Origin of the sequence: Flavobacterium aquidurense, assembly GCF_031458035.1 — a bacterium.
Taxonomy (GTDB): domain Bacteria; phylum Bacteroidota; class Bacteroidia; order Flavobacteriales; family Flavobacteriaceae; genus Flavobacterium; species Flavobacterium aquidurense_C.
Genome location: NZ_JAVDXR010000003.1, coordinates 403,310 through 425,193 on the forward strand (window position 1 = coordinate 403,310; position 21,884 = coordinate 425,193).

The 21,884-nt window shown below is 32.6% G+C and carries 21 protein-coding genes; 13 read left to right on the plus strand and 8 right to left on the minus strand.

Translation table 11 applies throughout. The features are described 5' to 3' along the window. Positions 1-68 precede the first annotated feature (68 nt). The 5 genes from J2X17_RS07250 to ychF all read right to left on the minus strand — a co-directional run bounded on the left by J2X17_RS07250 (position 69) and on the right by ychF (position 4,869). Positions 69-1,046 carry a transglutaminase domain-containing protein gene (locus tag J2X17_RS07250; protein ID WP_310296086.1) on the minus strand — a complete coding sequence of 326 codons (978 nt, stop codon included), beginning with the start codon at positions 1,044-1,046 and terminating at the stop codon, positions 69-71. Beyond that, positions 1,043-1,573, minus strand: coding sequence for an NADPH-dependent FMN reductase (locus tag J2X17_RS07255; RefSeq protein WP_310296088.1), 531 nt, complete (start codon positions 1,571-1,573; stop codon positions 1,043-1,045). The genes J2X17_RS07250 and J2X17_RS07255 overlap by 4 nt, the downstream gene beginning before the upstream one ends. Then, positions 1,570-2,529 (minus strand): YihY/virulence factor BrkB family protein, encoded by a 960-nt coding sequence (locus J2X17_RS07260; RefSeq protein WP_310296090.1) that lies wholly within the window; start codon positions 2,527-2,529, stop codon positions 1,570-1,572. The genes J2X17_RS07255 and J2X17_RS07260 overlap by 4 nt, the downstream gene beginning before the upstream one ends. A gap of 118 nt (positions 2,530-2,647) precedes the next feature. Continuing rightward, positions 2,648-3,325 carry a TIGR02117 family protein gene (locus tag J2X17_RS07265; RefSeq protein ID WP_310296091.1) on the minus strand — a complete coding sequence of 226 codons (678 nt, stop codon included), beginning with the start codon at positions 3,323-3,325 and terminating at the stop codon, positions 2,648-2,650. 449 nt (positions 3,326-3,774) lie between these two features. Beyond that, complete coding sequence (gene ychF, locus J2X17_RS07270) at positions 3,775-4,869, minus strand: redox-regulated ATPase YchF (protein WP_310296093.1); 1,095 nt, start codon at positions 4,867-4,869, stop codon at positions 3,775-3,777. Between the two features lie 327 nt (positions 4,870-5,196). Here ychF and J2X17_RS07275 point away from each other — a divergent pair, with 327 nt between their 5' ends. Continuing rightward, complete coding sequence (locus J2X17_RS07275; protein WP_310296095.1) at positions 5,197-7,950, plus strand: TonB-dependent receptor; 2,754 nt, start codon at positions 5,197-5,199, stop codon at positions 7,948-7,950. A gap of 82 nt (positions 7,951-8,032) precedes the next feature. After that, positions 8,033-8,779 (plus strand): class I SAM-dependent DNA methyltransferase, encoded by a 747-nt coding sequence (locus J2X17_RS07280; protein WP_310296097.1) that lies wholly within the window; start codon positions 8,033-8,035, stop codon positions 8,777-8,779. A 38-nt stretch (positions 8,780-8,817) separates the two neighbouring features. On the opposite strand, the gene J2X17_RS07285 is transcribed toward J2X17_RS07280, so the two are convergent. Together J2X17_RS07285 and J2X17_RS07290 are read right to left on the minus strand one after the other, a co-directional pair. Further along, a complete protein-coding gene (locus J2X17_RS07285; protein WP_310296099.1) occupies positions 8,818-9,984 on the minus strand; it encodes a hypothetical protein in 1,167 nt (388 codons plus the stop codon). Positions 9,985-10,133: 149 nt separating this feature from the next. Then, positions 10,134-10,484 (minus strand): 4Fe-4S dicluster domain-containing protein, encoded by a 351-nt coding sequence (locus J2X17_RS07290; protein WP_160374709.1) that lies wholly within the window; start codon positions 10,482-10,484, stop codon positions 10,134-10,136. Between the two features lie 151 nt (positions 10,485-10,635). On the opposite strand from J2X17_RS07290, the gene J2X17_RS07295 reads away from it, so the two are divergent. The 6 genes from J2X17_RS07295 (at position 10,636) to J2X17_RS07320 (ending at position 15,676) form a co-directional block, all read left to right on the plus strand. Then, the gene (locus J2X17_RS07295) at positions 10,636-11,706 is read left to right on the plus strand and encodes an acyl-CoA reductase (protein WP_310296103.1); all 1,071 of its coding nucleotides are present in this window, start codon (positions 10,636-10,638) and stop codon (positions 11,704-11,706) included. Between the two features lie 92 nt (positions 11,707-11,798). Continuing rightward, positions 11,799-12,869, plus strand: coding sequence for a 3-phosphoserine/phosphohydroxythreonine transaminase (gene serC, locus J2X17_RS07300; RefSeq protein ID WP_310296105.1), 1,071 nt, complete (start codon positions 11,799-11,801; stop codon positions 12,867-12,869). A 219-nt stretch (positions 12,870-13,088) separates the two neighbouring features. Continuing rightward, the gene (locus J2X17_RS07305) at positions 13,089-14,039 is read left to right on the plus strand and encodes a D-2-hydroxyacid dehydrogenase (protein ID WP_310296107.1); all 951 of its coding nucleotides are present in this window, start codon (positions 13,089-13,091) and stop codon (positions 14,037-14,039) included. 106 nt (positions 14,040-14,145) lie between these two features. Beyond that, positions 14,146-14,709: a DUF937 domain-containing protein gene (locus J2X17_RS07310; protein ID WP_310296109.1), complete on the plus strand. Its 564-nt coding sequence runs from the start codon at positions 14,146-14,148 to the stop codon at positions 14,707-14,709. Positions 14,710-14,899: 190 nt separating this feature from the next. Further along, a complete protein-coding gene (locus tag J2X17_RS07315; protein WP_310296111.1) occupies positions 14,900-15,340 on the plus strand; it encodes a DUF6146 family protein in 441 nt (146 codons plus the stop codon). Between the two features lie 33 nt (positions 15,341-15,373). Continuing rightward, positions 15,374-15,676, plus strand: coding sequence for a DUF6787 family protein (locus tag J2X17_RS07320; RefSeq protein WP_310296113.1), 303 nt, complete (start codon positions 15,374-15,376; stop codon positions 15,674-15,676). Here the strand turns inward: J2X17_RS07320 and J2X17_RS07325 are convergent. Beyond that, positions 15,673-15,969, minus strand: coding sequence for a hypothetical protein (locus J2X17_RS07325; RefSeq protein ID WP_310296115.1), 297 nt, complete (start codon positions 15,967-15,969; stop codon positions 15,673-15,675). The two genes, J2X17_RS07320 and J2X17_RS07325, sit on opposite strands and share 4 nt — an antisense overlap. Positions 15,970-16,190: 221 nt before the next feature. Between J2X17_RS07325 and J2X17_RS07330 the strand changes: the two genes are divergently transcribed. The 5 genes from J2X17_RS07330 (at position 16,191) to J2X17_RS07350 (ending at position 21,884) form a co-directional block, all read left to right on the plus strand. Further along, positions 16,191-16,856 (plus strand): ABC transporter ATP-binding protein, encoded by a 666-nt coding sequence (locus J2X17_RS07330; protein WP_310296117.1) that lies wholly within the window; start codon positions 16,191-16,193, stop codon positions 16,854-16,856. Continuing rightward, positions 16,857-18,557, plus strand: coding sequence for an LIC_10190 family membrane protein (locus J2X17_RS07335; protein ID WP_310296119.1), 1,701 nt, complete (start codon positions 16,857-16,859; stop codon positions 18,555-18,557). Further along, positions 18,550-19,314 carry a TIGR02757 family protein gene (locus J2X17_RS07340; RefSeq protein ID WP_310296121.1) on the plus strand — a complete coding sequence of 255 codons (765 nt, stop codon included), beginning with the start codon at positions 18,550-18,552 and terminating at the stop codon, positions 19,312-19,314. Before J2X17_RS07335 ends, J2X17_RS07340 begins: the two co-directional genes overlap by 8 nt. 72 nt (positions 19,315-19,386) lie before the next feature. Then, positions 19,387-20,451, plus strand: coding sequence for a HEAT repeat domain-containing protein (locus tag J2X17_RS07345; RefSeq protein WP_310296123.1), 1,065 nt, complete (start codon positions 19,387-19,389; stop codon positions 20,449-20,451). After that, positions 20,448-21,884 (plus strand): glycosyltransferase family 2 protein, encoded by a 1,437-nt coding sequence (locus tag J2X17_RS07350; protein ID WP_310296125.1) that lies wholly within the window; start codon positions 20,448-20,450, stop codon positions 21,882-21,884. The genes J2X17_RS07345 and J2X17_RS07350 overlap by 4 nt, the downstream gene beginning before the upstream one ends.

Consider the following 21,884-nt stretch of genomic DNA (forward strand, 5'->3'; position numbering starts at 1 on the left):
ACCACAAATCACTTATTTTTTCAGTAACTGCTAATATACGGCAATTTCACAAAAGAATACAGTAATAGTTATCTCGAAACTACTTTAAAAGAAGCGATGCTGTTGGTATTCAAGAAAAATGTGATATAATCGCCAATAGTATTATTAAAAGTAATTTGGAATTCCAGACTGCCTCTTCTTTCTCGGGAGTTTACAATTCTAACTGCCTGATTTTTTTTATTCAAATAAAAAAACTGATCTGATTTCGAAATGTTTTTAATCTGAAAAGTTATTTTATCGCCATTTTTAACTTCAATTATCCCAGATTCCGGTGCCAAAATTTTATTATCACCAGCTATTCCTTTATTATAAACTAAAGGTCCGTTAAGAAAATCATATTTACTTATTTTTTGACCTAAAAAAGAACCAGAATCTGGAAAATGCTTTGCAAAAAAATAATCTGGATCGGTATCAAAATAAGCAGGTTCAAAATCTTTTATCATTCGACCTTTAGTGCTGTCATAATAACCCTGACCCCAGGTAACATCAACTAAACGCCATTTTCCGTTTAGCAAAACGATATTCCAGGCATGATTTGAAGTTGTATCTTTTCGTCCAATATCAGCCAGTCTGGTTTTAGAATCTCCCCGAATAATTTCTGATTTGATCCCCATCAATGAAGCTAAATATTGATATAAAAGCGTAAAACCTTCGCAGACTGCTTTTTGAGATTTGAATGCCTTTTGAAGCATTTGATTGTTCAGTGCTTCTATTTTTCGCTGCTTTTCGGCTTCACTTCGATAGGAAAAGCTTTGCGTTCTAGGTGGATTTAAAAAGGCAGCATAATCATATTTAATATTGAAGGCCATCCAACTGTAAATTGCCCGCGCCCTATCATAATCTGAAGAAAAATCGTATTGAATTCTTTCTGCTAATTCTTCTGGGCTATCAAAACTTTTTGGGTATTTTAAAACAACTTTGTCAACCGTACTATACTTTTGTGCAAAAGAATATTGCAGAAAAATTATATTTAAAAGCAATAGAAGAACTAGCTTTTTTGTTTTCATGAATTGATGCATGATTTTATAATGTCTTTTAATTCTTTGTCGAGTTCAGTATTAGTAATTTGATTTTTTTCTAAATCGAAATTAGCATTAAAAGCTGGCAAAGAAAAAGTGGCTTTTATTTGTGCACCATATCTTGGTAAAGCATTATTGGCTATTTCTAATACTGACGCTCCTCCCCTTGCTCCAGGCGAAGTTGCCATTAACAACATAGGTTTTTGCTGAAAAACTTCTTTCATAATTCGGGAACTCCAGTCAAAAACATTTTTGAATGCTGCTGAATAATTCGCATTATTTTCTGCCAATGAAACCACTAAAAAATCTGCTGACTTAATTTTGTTTAAAAACGCTTTCGCAAGCTCGTGCTGCCCAATTTCTTTCTCTAAATCAACGCTGAATAATGGCATCGCAAAATCGTTTAAATCTAAAACTTCCACTTCTGCATTTTCAAATAAACCTGCAGCATAAGTTGCTAAATGTTTATTGATTGATTGCGTACTGTTACTTCCTCCAAATGCTACTATTTTCATGGTTTCTCTTTTTGTAATGTTTCTTCTATTGGTTCTTTCTTGGGTTCGTCAATTTCATAAATCTCTTTGGCTATTTCGACTGAATATTCGTTTGGATAGATTTTTCCTCCATACGATTTAGCATAGACTTTCGTAAATTCTGCTCCAAAATACAGAATTATTGCCGAATAATAAACCCAAACCAGTATAATAATTACGGAACCTGCTGCTCCGTACACAGATGCAACAGTAGAGCTTCCTAAATAAAAACCTATAGCAAATTTACCAATCATAAAAAGGACTGCTGTTACTGATGAACCTATTAAGGCATCTTTCCATCTTATTTTTCCATCAGGCAATGTTCTAAAAATAATAGTAAAAAGAAGTGTTATACTTGACAACACAATTACTAAATTGACTACGTAAAATAAATAAACGGTACTTTCCGGAAAATATTCTTTTAAACGTGTACTAATAACATCGAGTGTCGTATTCACAAATAAACTGACCAGCATTAAAAAACCAACTGACGCAATCATCGAGAATGACATTAATCTATTTTGAATGAATTTTTTAAAACCTTTATCTGGCTTAGCGCGTAATCCCCAAATAAAATTAATAGAACTTTGAATTTCTGCAAAAACTCCTGAGGCACCAATTAATAACATTACAACACCAAATACAGTTGCAAAAACATTGCTGCCTGAAAGCTCTACATTTTTAATAGCTTCCTGAATCTGGCCTGCAGCTTCATTCCCAACCAATTCGTTTATTTGTCCGTATAATTGTCCTGTAACCGCTTCTTCTCCAAAGAAAAAACCACAAATTGTTATAATGATAATCAATAAAGGCGGTAATGCAAAAATGGTATAATATGATAACGCAGCACTCAGTTTAATAGCATTGTCATCATTAAATTCTGTAAAAGTATTTTTTAGCAGAAACCATGATTTAGCGAATATATTTTTTATTTTCACGATATACTGATTTTTTGATAGTCTCTCAAATTTAAGAAATACGCAAAAATTTTGAATTGTTGCTTTTTGAGCAAATCTTATATTTTTACCATGTTGACACTTATTCGATTATTCTCTTTTACTGATAATGACAAAAAATTCCTTTATCATAAACTGTCCATAAACTTGCTTTTTGATTGGCAGCTTTCAAAGCGCTATTTGCCCATGTATTGCAAGTATAAAAAAGGCTGTAACTTCCTTTTGCTTCATAAAAAGCATCTTTTTTGCCGTAGCTATAACCTTGAATCCATTCCGGATTTGTGGGATTATGAAAGCTTTCAGAAATATAGGAGACTAGTTTTTGATAGTTTTCTTTTGAAATATAAATGCGTTTGCAATTTTCATTTTCCGCAAGGCTTTTATAGAATGAAGTATGCATGGCGGAAGAACTTACTCCAAAAATTGCTTTTAAAGCTGTACTTGCTTTTAAATCGGACCATTCGGGCGTATGCAAATAAAAACCTTTATCGCCCCATCCAAATGCTACGAATGTTGCCAATGTATCTTTTGATTGTGTCTGACTGAATTGTATTTCTTTTCGCCAATCTTTTACTTCATTTGCAACCGGAACTACAATATCGGTGTGAACTCCGTTGGAAAGAATGTAAATCGGAATTCCATCTTTTTCATCTATTTGTGCAATATCTGAATTGACTGTGATTTTTGAAATCAGATACATCGCGATTAAATATAAAACGAGAAACGTAATAATTCCGAGGATTGTCCAGCCGAGAAATTTAAAAGATTTTTTTAGCATTTGGTTGATTGTTTTTGGATTAATGAATTAGGTTATTTTGTTGTAACCAATTTTTGAGCCAAAAATTAATTTTAAATTTCAAAGGTAGATTGGAATGTTAAAACAGAACGCGGATGAAACAGATTCGCTAAAGCGAAGACGCGGAATTTACACGGATTTTTTACTCTTTATTTTTTTTTTTAAAAATTAGATTTATTCGCATTTTTTATCATTTCGACGAAGGAGACCCGAGCGATAGCGAACAGACGAAGTAAATCCCCGCGAGAAGCTCGACAAGGATTGGGTTCTCGTTTCGGAGTTACTTGCGGGGATTTCTCCTTCGTCGAAATGACAGACTTTGTGCAATGAATTGAAAGAATTAAATTTTTAACATAAAAAAAACTGCTGAATCTCTTCAGCAGTTTTTAGTCTTTTCTCTTTATTCTTGATTCTATTCTCTCAAAAAAAATCTATACGTTAAAACGGAAGTGCATTACATCACCATCCTTAACAATATATTCTTTTCCTTCGACTTTGAATTTTCCTGCTTCTTTTGCTTTTGCTTCAGAACCATATTGAACGTAATCTTCGTATGAGATAACTTCTGCGCGGATGAAACCTTTCTCGAAATCAGTGTGGATCACTCCGGCAGCCTGAGGTGCTGTTGCTCCAATGTTGATTGTCCAGGCACGAACTTCTTTTACACCTGCGGTAAAGTAAGTTTGTTGTTTTAATAATTTGTAAGCTGCACGAATTAAAACTGACGCTCCCGGCTCAGTTAATCCCATATCTTCAAGGAAAACCTGGCGCTCTTCGTAGCTCTCTAATTCGGTAATATCAGCCTCTGCTCCTACTGAAAGGATGATAACTTCAGCATCTTCATCTTTTACTAATTCACGAACCTGATCTACATATTTGTTTCCGTTTACTGCTGAATTTTCATCAACATTACAAACGTACAATACTGGTTTTGCTGTAATTAATTGGAAAGATTCCATTAACTCTTCTTCGTCATTACCTTGAGGAGTAATAGTACGAGCTGATTTAGCTTGTAATAATGCCTCTCTGATTCTGTCTAAAAGTGCCTTTTCAGTTTGCGCTTCTTTATTTCCGGTTTTAGCAGCACGATTTACTTTCTCTAAACGTTTTTCAACCGTTTCTAAATCTTTCAACTGCAACTCGATATCGATAGTTTCTTTGTCACGGATCGGATTTACGTTTCCGTCAACGTGAACGATATTGTCATTATCAAAACAACGCAAAACGTGAATAATAGCGTTACACTCTCTAATGTTTCCTAAAAACTGGTTTCCAAGACCTTCACCTTTACTTGCACCTTTTACCAAACCTGCGATATCTACGATATCAACTGTTGCCATTTGTACGCGCTCTGGCTTTACCAATTCTTCTAATTTATTGATTCTTGGATCCGGAACGTTTACAACACCAATATTAGGTTCGATTGTACAAAATGGAAAGTTCGCACTTTGCGCTTTTGCATTAGATAAACAATTAAATAATGTTGATTTTCCAACATTTGGTAATCCTACAATTCCTGCTTTCATCTGTTGTTTTTGTTTATTTTATGTGATTCGATCGCGCTTAAATACTACTATTATTACTTATATATCAAATTAATGGTATTCAAACTTAATCGTCTTAAATATATTTTTTGTTTATTTTCTCTTTTGTTAAAATCATAATTTCTGACCTTAAAATTTGCAAATATAAGATTTAATACCGCTTGCGCGAAACAAAAAATATCAACATCTGTTTTTTTACGACTTTTCTTAAAAAAAATTAAACTTTTTCGTAATACTTTGTTAAATAATACTATTTTTATCACAATATTTAACAAACCAACACCAATAATTAACCAAAAAGTTTAAAACATGAAAAAAATTGCAATTTTATTATTTCTATTTAGCACTGTGCTCAGTTTTGCACAGCGGCAAGTTTCAGGTACAGTAAAAGATAACACAGGAACCCCTCTTCCTGGAGTTAACATTGTTGAAAAAGGAACCAACAACGGTGTATCTACAGATATTGATGGATCTTATAAAATTACCGTAAAAGAAGGCGCTTCTTTAATTTTTACCTATGTGGGATACAACAGCGCTACCAGATTAGCAAATACCTCACAAATTGATGTTGCGTTATCTGAAGAAGGCGGACAAAATCTTGATGAAGTAGTTGTAACTGGATCAAGAACAGCTGCAAGAAGTAACACAACCACTGCACTGCCTATTGATATATTATCGTCTAAAGATTTGACTTCAACAGGACAAGCTACATTTGATAAAGCATTACAATACAAAATTCCATCCTTTAATACCGTACAAACTCCGGTAAATGATGCTACATCATTACTGGATCCGTATGAAATTAGAAATATGGGGCCAAGCAGAACTTTAATCCTTATTAATGGTAAGCGTAAAAACTTAAGCTCATTACTTTATGTACAAACTTCACCGGGACGTGGAGAAACAGGGGCAGATATTTCTGCAATTCCGACAGATGCTATCGAAAGAGTAGAGATTCTTCGTGATGGTGCTTCAGCACAATATGGCTCTGATGCAATCGCCGGAGTTATGAATATAATTCTGAAAAAAAATGCCAGCGCCGGACAAGTAACTGTAAGAAGTGGAATTACATCTGAAGGTGACGGCGAAATGTTAGGCGTAAGCTTAAATAGCGGTACTACAGTTGGAGAAAAAGGTTTCTTAAATTACACCGTAGATTTTTCTAAAGTAAATTTAGCCAACAGACCTGGAACAGTTGATGCTGAAGGTGATGCAGGAGATTTTGGCGCAAACCTTGCAGATGTGCAAGCGTTTCTTGCTAAACATCCTGATGCCGGAAACATTAACGGATCGCCAGAAACGGCTGCAGCTAAATTCTTGATTAACGGAGGTAGCGACATAAGCGACAATACAAAACTATACTACAATGCCGCTTATGTGTATAAAAAAGTAAATTCTTTTGCCAACTTCAGAACACCTTACTGGAGACCTTTAGCAGACGAACCATACCTTAATGATTTCTTTGGAAACGGTGACCCTGCAAATCCATCTTACGAAGGATATGGCCCTACATTCGAAGGGAACCTAAGTGATTATAATGGTACTCTGGGTTTTAAAAATGTAAAAAATGGCTGGAATACAGATGCCAGTATAACTGTAGGTGGCAATAAACAAACCTATTCAGTAAACAATTCTTTGAACAGATCTAGTATTCTTGATGAAGATGGAAACGAAATTTATAGAGAAAATAGCCCTATTTCATTTAATCCGGGAGGGACTTCTTTTAATCATTTAGTTGGAAATATCGATATTTCTAAAATTTTATCAGACAAAATCAGTATTGGTTTTGGTACCGAATTCAGATCTGAGTATTTCACTGTTATTGAAGGAGATCAAGCTTCTTGGGATGGTTTAGGAGCTGATTCATTTGCTGGAAACAGACCTGAAAACTCAGGAAAATGGAATCGCTATAACGTAGGTGTTTATTTTGATGTTGCTTATGATATTACTAAAGACTTTTTAATAAACGGTACTGTCCGTCATGAAGAATATAGTGATTTTGGCGGTGCAACAGTTTGGAAAGCAAGTACAAGATATAAATTCCTTGACGATAAAATTACTCTAAGAGGATCTGTTTCAACTGGTTTCAGAGCTCCGACATTACACCAAATTTATACTCAAAAATCTCAATATTCTTTTGTTCCTGGTGAAGGAATTCAAGTAAGTGGAATCGTTAATAACGTTTCACCTCAGGCTCGTAAACTTGGTGTTAATCAATTGCAACCAGAAAAATCAACAAACATTACAGTTGGTCTTGGAGCAAAACCTTTCAAAGATTTTAACATAACACTTGATTATTACAATATTAAAATAGAAGACAGAGTAACATTAGGTGATAAACAATATGAAGTTGTACCTACTACAGGTGAAGTTATTGGTAATATTGCGTATTTCTCTAATGCTTTTGATTCTAGAACTTCTGGTCTGGATGTGGTTGCAAGTTATAATAACATTGGTTTAGGTGAAGGCAAATTAGGCTTTAATTTATCTGGAAATGTTACTTTTGAAAACGAAAGAATTTCCGGAATGAAAAACAATAGTTCATTCAGTGATATTTTAAATTCATTGACTTTTACATCAAGACCTAAGACAAAATGGATTTTAGGAGCAAATTATGAAATTGGTAAATTTGGTTTCTCCCTTAATAATACCTATTTCGGAAAATCTACTTTTAATCAAGATGGTTTAGTTTCTAACGAAGTAAGAGATGGTGACGGAAACCTGGTAAGAGATGCTAGTGGTGAAACAGTTAGAGATGACTCTCAACCTAACCTTAAAACAGAATTCATTGCTAAAATTGTTACTGATTTAGGAGTTAATTTTAATGCTACTGAAAAACTAACAATCGCATTAAACGTAAACAACTTATTTAATGTTTTACCAGAATGGAAATTTGTAGCTGAAAATGCAGCAGGAGAGGCATTATTAGCAGATCCGGCAGCTGTAAAAGGGCAGTCTAACTTAATTACATTCAACCAACGTTATTCAAGAATGACTTATGATGGTTCACATTTTAGCCAATTAGGAACTATGTTTAATTTATCCTTAAACTATAAATTCTAATTTACATTGGTTTAAATAATTAAAAAGGGCTTGTCTTATGACAGCCCTTTTTTTTATAATTTTATATTAAAAATTCATAGTTATGGCAAATTTATACGATGGCAAAATGGCCGCTATTTACGACGCAATGTATCAGACTTTTGTTAATTACGACGAAGAATATATATTTTACAATAATCTGATTCAGGAAAATAACAGTTCAACTATTCTCGAAATTGGCAGCGGGACAGGAAATCTTGCAAAACGATTTCAGGAAAACAAGCAGCACTACCAAGGTCTCGATTATAGTGAAAGTATGATTGAAATCGCTCAGCAACGAAATAAGAATTGTTCTTTTATTCAGGGTGATATGCGAGACTTTAAACTCAATAATCCTGTCGATGCGATCTTAATTACAGGAAGATCAACAAGTTATTTAATTACTAATGACGATATCAATAAAACTTTTGAAGCCTTGTATAGAAACCTGACTAATAATGGTATTATAATATTCGATTTTATTGATGCAAATCGTTTTATTCCTTTTACCAAAGAGAACCCAATTATTACGCATGAAGCAGAATATGAAAATGTAAATTATATTCGAGAAAGTCATTGGGATACAAACAATTTCCTTGAAAACTTTATGCTGGAATGGACAGCACAATACTACACTTATATAAATAATGAAAAAGAAATTATTGAGAATGATTTTTCTACCGTTCGGGTTTTTACGCTTAATGAAATTCAGCTTTTTTTATATTTAAATAATTTCGAAATAATAAAAACTATCGATAGAAAAACTTATGCTTATGATACGTACGTAATTGTCGCAAAGAAAAAGATTTAAAAAGTCCGGATGCTAAGCTAAACTTAACTCATGTAAAATTACAGGCTAAATTCTAATGAATCAATAATTGCTTTTTCTTCATCAGTAGCAGTAAACCCCGAAATATCCCAATACTTGGTCAGGATTTTGTTCTTTTTGTTAAAGAGTGTTTTTTCTTTGAAAACATCGCTTTCTTTATAAGTAAAATTCTGCTTATTGAAATTCGTCGTAACAAAATTATTCCGAACCTGAATGTTTTTGATTTTATCTTTTAAAACAAGATTATAAGCAATTTCCTCATTCGAACTCAACAAATAATAATTTTCTCCGTCAACGCGATAATTAACTTTTACAAACGATCTGGTAATGTTTTTAGAGCCTACTTTAGTTTGTTCTTCCATTTGTGCAAGATTTCCTGGCGTAATAACAATACTAAATTCTATAATTAGTTTTTTTACCGGATCGTAAATAACCTCAAAAGTATCCAATGCTTTTTTAGATTTGTCCAAAGGCGTAATTGACATTATATATAAACCGGCATTATTGGGATGTCCCTTTGTTGTGAATTCGTATTCTTTTTTAGTCTTCGAATCTAAAACTGGATCAAAATACTTTAGGTTTGAATAATTTTCCATGATATTATTCAAATTATACCCCATTAAATCGCTCGCAATATCAAATTCTAATAAACCATAAGATCGATTTTGTTCCACCAATAATGTTGTGGTTGATTTCTTTTGATTTCCTTCAAATTGAAAATTAACCAATCCGTCATTATAATAAGAATATTTGTTATCGAGCATAAAGAACTCTCTAACATAAACTTTTAAACGATAAGCAGTGGCAAGTTTTTCCCTTGAATTAGCAACAATTTTCTGAAGATTTTTCTCGGGTTTTTCTTTTGAGACAACAATTTCATCTAGTTTATTATTATTGTTGTTTTTAAGATAAACTACAAATAAATCTGGTTTTAGAGATCCCCAACGAAGTGTCACTTGTTCATAATTGGCTTCTGAAACCTGAATATTTGAAGCGCCGTTTAACATAAAAGTTACCTTTCCGTCACGATTACTTATTAATATTTGCTTTGTTTTCATGATAAGCACAGTCGCATTTTCTACAGGCAGCTGCGTTTCAATATCTTTTATAACAATAGAGTACTCTGTGCTTTGAGCAAATATACTGGTATTAATGAAAATGATAAATAAAAGTATTATTCCTCTCATAGGCAAATTACTGAAACATTGTCATCAAATTAACAAAATAAATCATTATGTCACAGCACAATATACAATAAAAATCGAAAATATAAACATTAGACAAAAAAAAACCTGAGTATGAGCTCAGGTTTTTTATATAAACTTAAAATAAAATATTATTCGTTATGCAAAAACGCTTGTCTATTCAACAATGTTTCTTCATCTTCTACGTGGTTATCATCTGGTACACAGCAATCAACAGGGCATACAGCAGCGCATTGCGGTTCATCATGAAAACCTTTACATTCTGTACATTTCCCAGGAACAATGTAATAAACTTCATCCGAAATTGGTGTTTGGGCATCATCTGCATCAACTTCAGTTCCGTCTGGTAAAATTACTTTTCCTTTAAGACTGGTTCCATCTTTATATCTCCAATCATCAGCGCCTTCATAAATTGCTGTATTTGGGCACTCTGGTTCACAAGCCCCACAGTTTATGCATTCGTCAGTTATAATTATTGCCATTGTTTTTTAGTCTTAAAGTTAAAGTCTTAAAGTTATAAAGTCAAATAAACAAAAAGGCACTTATCTTTTGACCAGATGACTTTTGACTTTCGACTTATTTATGCTTATTTTTGTGCAAAATTACAATCAAAACTATTCATAAACAAACATTATGACATTAGAAACAAAAAAAAGTGTTTTTGTTGAATTAGGAAAATTTTTAAAACAATTTTCCGAAAACGATACAGTTAAAAAATCAGATGTCTTAAATAACGATTTATTTTTTGATGATTTTGAAAAACTGATCTATTTGTCGCAATCTCATAATGGATGGTATACACCTGAACAGGTTTATTTTGCAATTCAGTCCTGGGCAGAAGCTCTAACAGAAGAAAATCTTAACAACTGGCTTTCAAACTATGATGCCTTTAGTCAGGATGATAAAAAAGAGAAAACTGTCGCTTTAATTTTAGCCGGAAATATTCCGTTAGTAGGTTTTCATGATTTTTTATCGGTTTTGATCACAGGAAACCGAGCTTTAATTAAAACATCTTCAAACGATCAGCATTTATTGCCGTTTTTAGCCAAATACTTAATTGCTGTTGATGAAAGCCTAAATGATAAAATCACTTTCGTGGAAGGCAAACTAGAAAATTTCGACGCCGTTATCGCCACCGGAAGCAACAATACAGCAAGGTATTTTGAGTATTATTTCAAAAACAAACCTTCAATTATAAGAAAAAACAGAAATTCGGCTGCTGTTTTAAATGGAAAAGAAAGCAAAGAAGAATTAGAAGCTTTAGGCGAAGACATTTTCCGTTATTTCGGGCTGGGATGCCGTAATGTTTCGAAGATTTTTGTTCCGAAAGGATATTCATTTGATGCTTTTTTTGAAGCAATTTTCAAATATCAGGATGTTATTCATTATGAAAAATACGCTAATAATTACGATTATAACAAAGCGGTATTTTTAATGAGTAATTTCAAATTATTAGATAATGGCTTTTTAACTATTAAAGAAGATTCAAGTTACGCCTCTCCTATTTCGAGTGTTTTTTATGAATTTTATGAAAACATCGAAGATCTGCAAAAACGTCTTGAAGCTGATGCTGAACAAATTCAGTGCATCGTAAGCAATGATTTAATCGAAAACAGTATTCCGTTCGGACAAACTCAAAAACCTCAATTGTGGGATTATGCAGATAACGTAGATACTATAACGTTTTTGTTAACAACAAAGTAAAAATATGTTTAATTATTTCGAATAATTTATCGCTTTTTCAGCTCCTATTGCCGAAATTTGCGTCTTTAAAATTTCGACTATTAACAACAACCATGAAAAAACACAACTACAGCGCAGGACCAAGTATTTTACCTCAGGAAGTTTTTGAGAAGGCATCAAAAGCAATTTTAAATTTTAATGATTCAGGATTATCAATTCTTGAAATTTCGCACCGAAGTAAAGATTTCGTTGCTGTTATGGATGAAGCCCGCTCTCTTGCTTTAGAGTTATTAGGACTGCAGGGAAAAGGATATCAGGCATTATTTTTACAAGGTGGTGCAAGTACAGCATTCTTAATGGCTCCATATAACTTAATGAAAGAAAATGGAAAAGCAGCATATTTAGATTCAGGCACATGGGCAACCGCAGCAATAAAAGAAGCTAAAAATTTTGGAGAAACTGTAGTAGTAGCTTCTTCAAAAGACGAAAATTATAACCATATTCCAAAAGGATATTCTATACCAAGTGATGCTGATTATTTTCACTGCACAAGTAACAATACCATTTTTGGAACTCAAATGAAAGAATTCCCTGCAACTAACATTCCTGTTGTTTGTGATATGAGTTCTGATATTTTTTCACGCGAATTAGATTTCTCAAAATTTGATTTAATATATGCCGGAGCTCAAAAAAATATGGGTCCAGCGGGAACTACTTTGGTAGTAATTAAAGAAGAAATTTTAGAGAAAAGCGGAAGAACTATTCCAAGTATGTTAGACTACGCCAAACATATTAAAGCAGAAAGTATGTACAATACTCCTCCTGTTTTTGCAGTTTACGTTTCGTTATTGACATTACAATGGATTAAAGAAAAAGGCGGAATTGCAGCTGTTGAAAAATTAAACAACGCGAAAGCCGAATTAATTTATACCGAAATCGACAGAAACCCTTTATTTAAAGGCGCTGCAGCTGTTGAAGATCGTTCTAACATGAATGTGACCTTCTTATTAAACAATGCTGATCATACTGCAACTTTTGATGCGTTATGGAAAGAAGCAGGAATTTCAGGATTGCCAGGACACCGTTCTGTTGGTGGTTACAGAGCTTCTATTTACAACGCTATGCCTATCGAAAGTGTTCAGGTTTTAGTGGATGTGATGAAAGCGCTTGAATCTAAAGTTTAATCGGTTATTCGGTTAATTGTTTAATCGAAAATTTGAATTGAACACAAGATTCCTAGCCCCGATAGAAGTGGAAATCCTTTTTTATTTTTCCTTTAAAAATAAAAAAGATTGTAACGAATAGCGGGATTAGCTCCTAAATCAAAAAAGAAAAAATTATATATATCTTAATCTTCTAATCTTAACGATTAAACGATTAACCAAATAAACAAATAAACTAAAATGAAAGTATTAGCGAATGATGGAATTTCTAAAAGTGGAATTCTAGCTTTAGAAAAAGGTGGATTTGAAGTTATAACTACAAAAGTAGCTCAGGAACAAGTAGCTAATTTTGTAAATGAAAACAACGTTGACGTAGTTTTAGTTCGTAGTGCGACTAAAGTTCGTAAAGATATTATTGATGCTTGCCCTGGTCTTAAAATTATCGGACGTGGTGGTGTTGGTATGGATAATATCGATGTTGATTATGCTAAAAGCAAAGGAATCCATGTAATTAATACTCCTGCTTCATCATCAGAATCAGTTGCTGAATTAGTGTTTGGACACTTATTTTCCGGGGTTCGTTTTTTACATGATTCTAACAGAAATATGCCTCTTGAAGGAGATTCAAACTTTGATGGTTTGAAAAAAGCTTACGCGAACGGAACTGAATTAAGAGGAAAAACTCTTGGTATTGTTGGTATCGGCCGTATTGGTCAGGCTACTGCTAAAATGGCACTTGGTTTAGGTATGAAAGTTATCGCTGCAGATAGTTTCATCCCGCAAGTTGATGTAAAAGTGGAGTTTTTTGATGGTCAGTCTATCACAACTACAATCGTTTCTCAATCTTTGGAATCTTTATTCAAAGAAGCCGATTTCATTACATTACACGTTCCTGCTCAGGATGGCTACATCATTAGTGAGAAAGAATTGGCAATCATGAAAGATGGTGTTGGAATTGTAAACTGTGCGCGTGGTGGTGTGATTGATGAAGTGGCGCTAGTAAAAGCTTTAGATTCAGGAAAAGTTGCTTTTGCAGGTTTAGACGTTTTTGAAAGTGAACCAAAACCAGAAATGGCAATTTTAATGCATCCTAAAATTTCATTGACTCCGCATATTGGAGCTGCTACTGGAGAAGCACAAGACAGAATTGGTACTGAATTAGCTTCGCAAATTATTTCTTTATTGAGCTAATTAATTATAATTAAATTATTTAGGAGGGATTTATTAACATTGTTTAATAAATCCCTTTCTTTTTTAATTAAATTTGAGATATAAATCTAATCTAAATTTTTAAATTATGTTTGAACAATTAACTCAATTAGTACAACAATACGGAGGCGATGCTGTTGTAAACAATAAAGCCGTTCCAAATGAGCATAATGAAGCTGTAATAAACGAAGCTGGTTCTTCTATTTTTTCAGGATTGCAAAAAATCGCTTCAGAAGGCGGTGTCGAGCAATTAGCAGGATTATTTAATGGAAGTTCACCAATCGATAGTTCTAATCCTGTTGTACAGCAAATAACACAACAATTGAGCGGAAGTCTGGGCGAAAAATTTGGATTAAGCAGTACTGATTCTGCTGGTGTGGCTTCAAGCATTATTCCACAAGTTTTAAACTCTTTGGTAAATAAAGCAAAAGACCCAAATGACAGCAGCTTTAATATTTCAGATATTATAAGCTCAATTTCAGGAAACAGCGGCCAGGCATCTAATATTATGGACACGATTTCAAAATACGGAATGCAATTTGGCCTGGACCAAAATTCAGACGGAAAAGTTGATGTAGCCGATGTTATGGTCGTTGCAAAAAGTAAGGGCGGATTTTCGGCTTTTATTGGGAGATTGTTTAGGAGTAAGTAATTTTTAAGGTTCAAAGGCTCAGAGTTCCAAAGGTTCAAAGGGTTAAAAAATATCAAAAAAAGCTGTTTGTAATTTTTACAAACAGCTTTTTTATTAGCAATCATTTTCCTTTGTACCTCTGAACCTTTGCAGCTTTGAACCTATTTAAAAAATTTATTCGTAAATTTAAGGTTCAAAAAAAAAATGGGTCATGAAAAAGATAATCTACATACTTATCGTAATTTTTACCATTATTGCATGTTCTACAACTTCAAAGAGCACTTCAGTTGCTGCAACTACACCTAAAGCAAATGCAGGGGGAAGTGATACGATTCGAATAGCAAATGATTCATTAGAATATGAAGTAATTATTATTGATAATGGCTTTAATACATGGCTGGCTTCCAGAGCATATCCTAGAAACTATCATTCATTATCTTATCTTGAAAATAAAAATTATTTATATGTATCAGAATGGAATAATCGAGTGAGACAACCACAGCTCTATAATCCAAATTTATATGAGATGTCGATTGATTACCGACCTGATATTCATTATGGTTATGAGGTAAATTACTTGATTTATAATTATATGATTTATTTTCAAAATACTTACAAACAAAAGCTTTGGGGGTATGTTCCGTCAAGATAATGTTACTATATTTGTAATCATTACAAATAAAGAATGAATAGATTAAAGAAACGTTGGGGTATTACTTCAAATCTACAAGCCATTATCATAGTAATTGTTTTTGCCATCACAGGATCGGCATCGGCATGGCTGTCTAAACCTTTCTGTGTTTGGTTGGGTATTACTAAAGAAGATTTTGGCGGATGGTTTACTTTAATTCGTTTGTTGATTATTTTCCCTATCTATCAGGTTTTACTTGTTGCAATTGGAGCTATTTTTGGACAATTTCGCTTCTTTTGGAATTTCGAAAAGAAAATGCTTAAAAATATGGGATTAGGTTTTCTTTTTAAAAATTAAATCTCCTTATCTCTTTTTTGAAAATAATAAGTATAGATCCATGTAATTGTAAACGAGGGAATCACATCTGTAAAGGGTAATGCTTCCTCAATAAAAGTCAAAACGCTAGCAACCTTCCCTACTCTGCCTTTGTACATTCGGGTCATGATAAAAGCTGCAATTGGTGCCCAAATGACATCTGAAAATTCTCCCAATAAGGGAATAGAAAAAGAAATCATACCTACACCATCCAAAAGCAGACCTAAAAGGAGCTTTCTGGTTCTGTCATCATTTGTTACTTCTAAATTTTGCATTTTATTCGTTTGAGAGATTATTCGAATTTAGAAAGAAATCTATTAACTAGCTTATTTCTAAATGCATTTTTCTTTCTTAATTTCCACATCCATAAGATTTATACCAATTCCATTTAGATTTAAATCTCATTTTTGGAAGTTGGAATTTATCCCTGCCCGAGTTTCGGGATCGGGATTGGAATTTGATTATAATCTTTGTTTCTTTGTAAAAACAGTTTCAAATGATACACGCAAAAAATATACATAAATTCTATGATCAGCTTGAGGTTCTAAAAGGAGTTGATCTTCATATTAAAAAAGGAGAAATTGTATCGATTGTTGGTGCTTCAGGTGCCGGAAAAACGACTTTGCTGCAAATTTTGGGAACTCTGGACAAACCTTCAAAAACAGAAACCCAGACTTCGCTAACTATAAATGGAGAAAATATTTTAGGTTTTAATGATAAAGCATTATCAAAATTCAGAAATTTAAATTTAGGTTTCATTTTTCAGTTTCACCAGCTTTTACCAGAATTTACAGCTCTTGAAAACGTGTGTATTCCTGCTTATATTGCCGGTAAAAAACCATCCGAAGCTGAACCTGAAGCTAAAAAATTGTTGACCTTTTTAGGATTATCACATCGTATCGATCATAAACCAAACGAACTTTCGGGCGGCGAACAACAACGTGTCGCTGTGGCACGAGCTTTAATAAACAAACCTGATGTCATTTTTGCCGATGAACCTTCAGGAAACTTAGACACACACTCAGCCGAAAATCTACACCAACTATTCTTCCAGCTTCGTGATGAATTTGGGCAAACTTTTGTAATCGTAACGCATAACGAAGAATTGGCAAATATGGCCGACAGAAAGTTAGTAATGTCAGACGGACAAATTCTTTCTTAAATGATTTTAATTGCAATTAGCTGGATCTATATTTTATTCACAACCATTAATCTCGGTACTGGTTTTGATAAAATCATGGGGTTAAAAAACAACAATTTTGTAATTACATCTATTTTAGGATTATTTTCTGTAACTATTCTAGCAAGTACCTGGGCTATTTTTGGGAGAATTAATATTGAATTTCATTCTTTTTTATTACTTCTGAATATCATTTTACTTCTTCGATTCCGAAAGCCAATTTTTGAAATTTATCAATCTTTTATTTTAGAATTGAAGCAATTACAAAAGACTTTAAAAATCGTCTTGATCCTGATTCCTCTTTTGATAGTGGCGCAATGTGCCTCTATTCCATTTGTAATTGATAATGAATCGTATTACATACAAACCATAAAATGGCTCAACGAATATGGCTTTGTAAAAGGTCTTGTGAATTTACATTTGTTTTACGGGCAAATGAGCGGCTGGCATATTGCCCAAAGTGCTTTTAATTTTTCATTTTTATATAAAAACTTTAATGATTTAAGTGGATTCTGTCTTCTGTTAGGAAACATTTTTTCCATCCAAAAATTGAATGAATATTATAAGAACAATAACAAAATTTATTTGATTGTGGGATTGTTACCCTTGTTCAATATATTCTTTTTCCAATTTATAAGCGCGCCCTCCCCCGATATTCCTGTTTATATTTTCTCGTTTATATTCTTTTTTTATTTTCTGGAAAACTTCAAAAAAGTAACGATAGAATCTTTTAATTTGATGCTGGTTTTGATTTTATTCCTCTTATATATCAAAAACACCACACTTACTTTTGCCTTATTTCCAATAATTCTGCTGCTTCTTAATTTCAAATTAATTGCACCAAAACTTTTAAAACCAGTATTGTTGTCACTTTTAATGCTATTACTTTTTATTATAAAAAACATGATAGTTTGCGGTTCACCCATTTTCCCGTCAAAGATTGTCAATTCTCTTGCAACAACTTATTCTATTCCTGATGTTATTCAAAACTTTTATTATGATCAAATCAAGTTTTATGGATTTTTTGTTAATAGAAGACAATATGATGCTATGTCGTTTTCTCAGTTATTCATTCAATGGATTTCACTGCCAAAACTAAACGGTTTATTTAATAAAATTGGCGTTTTATTAATACTTGTAACACCATTTTTTATTTATAAATTTCAAAATAAAAAAGCTTTATGGGCACTTTACTTCATAATGGTATTACAGCTTTTACTTCTTTTTTTGACATCTCCTCAATATCGATTTTTTATAAATTTCATATTATTCTTTTCGTTGTTCTGTTTGACATCAATTGTTTCAAACAAAAAAATAATTCAGCCATTAGTAGTGCTTTCGCTTATTCCGACTATTATAGTTTTATTTCTGCCAATAGATCTGAATCGGTTTTCAAACCATAAATTTATGATGGATATCAGTAATTTTAAAACTGAAAATATCGTTTTTCCGTTTAAAAATACTAAAAGCAATACCGCTTTTGAAACTCATCAATTGGGAAATTTAAAATACTATTCACCAGTAAAAAATGATTTTTTCTGGGCAAATGGAGATGGAGATTTACCTTGTGTCGAAAAACAGCAGCTTGATTATTTTGAAAAATATTTTCGTATAATTCCGCAAATGCGTACGAATGATTTAAAAGATGGATTTTATGCTAAAAAGCTCCCAGAAAATGAATAAATCAGAACTCAAAGAATTTCTCGACGAAAAAGTCATTCAATATAATAATCAGGATTTTATTGAAAGTGACCCCGTACAGATTCCGCATTTATTTTCTCAAAAAGAAGACATTGAAATTGCAGGTTTTTTGAGTGCGACAATCGCTTGGGGAAATAGAAAAATGATCATTAAAAATTCACATCAAATGATGGAATTGATGGGCAATACACCTTACGATTTTGTCATGTCACATTCTGATGAAGATTTAACGCGTCTGGAAAATTTTGTACACCGCACTTTTAACGGAAAAGATTTTGGTGGATTCATTAAAGGATTGCAGCATATTTATAAAAATCACAATGGTCTGGAGGCAGTTTTTGCTAAAAACCAGGAAGAAAATAATCTGCAGAAAAGTATTCACGAATTCAAAAAAATATTCTTTGAAACTGAGCATTTACCAAGAACCCAAAAACATATTTCAGATCCTTTAAACAATTCTGCAGCGAAAAGAATCAATATGTATTTACGCTGGATGGTTCGTCAGGACACTAAAGGAGTTGATTTAGGAATTTGGAAAACCATTTCGCCTGCTTCATTATCTTGTCCTCTGGATGTTCATTCCGGAAATGTGGCCAGAAAATTAGGTTTATTGACCCGAAAACAGAACGACGGAAAAGCTTTGTCCGAATTAGATTTCAAACTTCGAGAAATGGATTCAAATGATCCTGTAAAATATGATTTTGCACTTTTTGGACTAGGAGTTTTCGAAGGCTTTTAGACTGAAAATCAGTTAGTATTATTGCTATTAATCGCTTTTTTTTCGTAATATTACGTTATAAAAGCCATTTGTATGGAATATTTTATTCTGGACCTAAAAGATTATTATGTAATTCCTGTTTTCTTAATTTTAGCTTTAGCGCTGATTATTGTTCTGATATCTAACAGGATTTATTACCAATATAACTTTTCATCTCGATATCTAATTACACGTAAATCGCATCGATTTTTAACTGAAATTGCTTTATCAAAATCTGACAAAAATAAATTCAATCAAAAAATTGCGAAATTTAAATCTGAAGTTCCAATTCATAAATCATGGTGCAAGGAGATGCTGATCGAGGATCTTATCAAAATAAAAAGCATTCTGAAAGGCAAAGCATCCGAAAACATACTTTTAATTTATGAAAAACTGGATTTAAACCATTATTCTGCCAGTTTAGTTCGGGATTTTAGAAAATATAAAAAATGCGATGGAATCTATCATTTTCATGCTTTAGGATATAAACCGGGAATTACATTTATAAAAAAATATATGCTTCATCCAAATAGGGTGATTCGATCTAATGTAAATATTGCCTATTTGGCTTTATCAAAAGGTGATTGGCAGGCGGTTGGAAAATTTCCTATCAAAGTCTCAATCATTGCGACTATAAAAGTAATGGATGTTTTACATAAAGAAAAAATTCCGCGACCCGCACAAATAGATCTTTGGATTCAGTCTCCTGATCCAATGATTTTAAAATTGGCCGTAATGACAATGGTTTTTTACAATTACAGAAGCAAATCGGCCGAAATAATTAAATTGCTCCGTCATGAAGATAAAGCCTTAAGAATCGATGTTATAACGGCTATTAAAGATCTTTATTTAGAAGCAGCCGAGGAGGAACTATTGTCTTTGCTCTATAATGAAACTCTGGATATTCAGCTGGAAATGATTGAAGCTCTTGGAGTAATAGGTTCTGAAAAGACTATGATTTTTTTAAAAGCAGAAATTCCAAAACAAGATACAAAAGATATTAAACTTAAAATGGTGCAGTCTTTAAATAATTTAGATCCTGTTGGTTTAGACTCATTAGGAAATCAGGATGCAGACACGCAAAAAATGATTAATCACTTTAGAAAATTAGCACTATGACACATGATTTTCTAACTTATCTGATTCGTTTTTATAATGTTTTTGTAGCATCCTTTTCACTTGGCTATATTTTATTTTATATATTTTTAGCCATATTATCGTATTGGGCAATTATTAAGCACTTAAAAGAACATAAATATTTAGACGAAGATGTTCTGCTGCGTTCTAACCATATTTGGGGTGTTTCTGTTGTAGCACCTGCCTTTAACGAGGGCGTAAATATTGTGTATAACGTAAAATCACTGCTTTCATTAACGTATCCTAAATTCGAAATAATCATTGTAAATGATGGAAGTACCGATGACACGCTGGAAAAATTGATTACCGAATTTGATTTGGTTAAAATTGATTTTTATTATCAGGAAAAAATTGTAACACAACCCGTAAAAGGGCATTACAGATCTAAAAATCCTGTCTATTCAAAACTATTGGTTGTCGATAAAATAAATGGAAAAAGCAAGGCAGATGCATCCAATGCAGGAATAAATACATCTCAATATCCGTTATTTCTATGTACCGATGTCGATTGTATTTTAAAAAGAAATACAATTCTGAAATTAGCAAAACCATTCATGGAAAATGAAATTAGGGTTATTGCAACGGGCGCAGGAATCAGAATTTCAAATTCATGTGAAATAAAAGAAGGCTTTTTGTATAAGATTCATTACCCAAGCGAATGGTATCCGTGCTTTCAGGAATTAGAATATGTTCGTTCTTTTTTATTTGGACGAATGGCATGGAGCCAAATAAATGGGCTGTTGCTTGTTTCTGGCGGATTAGGAATGTTCGATAAGGATGTTGTCATAAAAGCCGGAGGTTATTGGCATAAATCTCTTGGGGAAGATATGGAGCTTATAACCCGCATGAGAAGATATATGTATAATACAAATGAAAAATTCTTAATCAAATATATTCCCGAATCTCTTTGCTGGACAGAAGTACCCAGTACGAAAAAAGTATTTTTAAGACAACGCATTCGCTGGGCAAGAGGTCTGGTACAAACGCTGTATTTACATCGAAAAATGTTTTTTAATCCTAAATATGGAAGAACAGCTTTTTTGGTTCTGCCTTTTTTCTTCTGCTTTGAATTTTTAGTTCCAATAATCGAATTTCTAGGCATTCTGACTTTAATTTTTAGTTTCATCTTTAACCTTATCGATTTTCAATATCTTTTAATAATTACAACGCTTGTTTATCTGTTTTATCTTTCCATAACCATAATTTCAATAATGATAGATGAAGTATTATATAAAAGTTATGCAAATTATAAAGAATTAATACAATTAATTGGAATGGCCGTTATTGAACCTATTGTATATCATCCTATTAATGTTTATGCCTCATTAAAAGGATATTGGTATTTCTTTACTCAAAAAGAACAAAAATGGGGCGTAATGGTTCGTAAAGGATACGAAATGCCAATTAAAAAATAG

Excerpts from the sequence above, each read along its gene's own strand:
- serC (WP_310296105.1), top strand. The coding sequence starts at position 11,799 with ATGAAAAAACACAACTACAGCGCAGGACCAAGTATTTTACCTCAGGAA.
- J2X17_RS07325 (WP_310296115.1), bottom strand. The coding sequence starts at position 15,969 with ATGCAAAATTTAGAAGTAACAAATGATGACAGAACCAGAAAGCTCCTT.
- J2X17_RS07285 (WP_310296099.1), bottom strand. The coding sequence starts at position 9,984 with ATGAGAGGAATAATACTTTTATTTATCATTTTCATTAATACCAGTATA.
- J2X17_RS07345 (WP_310296123.1), top strand. The coding sequence starts at position 19,387 with ATGGAATATTTTATTCTGGACCTAAAAGATTATTATGTAATTCCTGTT.
- J2X17_RS07350 (WP_310296125.1), top strand. The coding sequence starts at position 20,448 with ATGACACATGATTTTCTAACTTATCTGATTCGTTTTTATAATGTTTTT.
- ychF (WP_310296093.1), bottom strand. The coding sequence starts at position 4,869 with ATGAAAGCAGGAATTGTAGGATTACCAAATGTTGGAAAATCAACATTA.
- J2X17_RS07315 (WP_310296111.1), top strand. The coding sequence starts at position 14,900 with ATGAAAAAGATAATCTACATACTTATCGTAATTTTTACCATTATTGCA.
- J2X17_RS07340 (WP_310296121.1), top strand. The coding sequence starts at position 18,550 with ATGAATAAATCAGAACTCAAAGAATTTCTCGACGAAAAAGTCATTCAA.
- J2X17_RS07310 (WP_310296109.1), top strand. The coding sequence starts at position 14,146 with ATGTTTGAACAATTAACTCAATTAGTACAACAATACGGAGGCGATGCT.
- J2X17_RS07295 (WP_310296103.1), top strand. The coding sequence starts at position 10,636 with ATGACATTAGAAACAAAAAAAAGTGTTTTTGTTGAATTAGGAAAATTT.
- J2X17_RS07305 (WP_310296107.1), top strand. The coding sequence starts at position 13,089 with ATGAAAGTATTAGCGAATGATGGAATTTCTAAAAGTGGAATTCTAGCT.
- J2X17_RS07255 (WP_310296088.1), bottom strand. The coding sequence starts at position 1,573 with ATGAAAATAGTAGCATTTGGAGGAAGTAACAGTACGCAATCAATCAAT.
- J2X17_RS07275 (WP_310296095.1), top strand. The coding sequence starts at position 5,197 with ATGAAAAAAATTGCAATTTTATTATTTCTATTTAGCACTGTGCTCAGT.
- J2X17_RS07265 (WP_310296091.1), bottom strand. The coding sequence starts at position 3,325 with ATGCTAAAAAAATCTTTTAAATTTCTCGGCTGGACAATCCTCGGAATT.
- J2X17_RS07330 (WP_310296117.1), top strand. The coding sequence starts at position 16,191 with ATGATACACGCAAAAAATATACATAAATTCTATGATCAGCTTGAGGTT.
- J2X17_RS07335 (WP_310296119.1), top strand. The coding sequence starts at position 16,857 with ATGATTTTAATTGCAATTAGCTGGATCTATATTTTATTCACAACCATT.
- J2X17_RS07320 (WP_310296113.1), top strand. The coding sequence starts at position 15,374 with ATGAATAGATTAAAGAAACGTTGGGGTATTACTTCAAATCTACAAGCC.
- J2X17_RS07250 (WP_310296086.1), bottom strand. The coding sequence starts at position 1,046 with ATGAAAACAAAAAAGCTAGTTCTTCTATTGCTTTTAAATATAATTTTT.
- J2X17_RS07290 (WP_160374709.1), bottom strand. The coding sequence starts at position 10,484 with ATGGCAATAATTATAACTGACGAATGCATAAACTGTGGGGCTTGTGAA.
- J2X17_RS07280 (WP_310296097.1), top strand. The coding sequence starts at position 8,033 with ATGGCAAATTTATACGATGGCAAAATGGCCGCTATTTACGACGCAATG.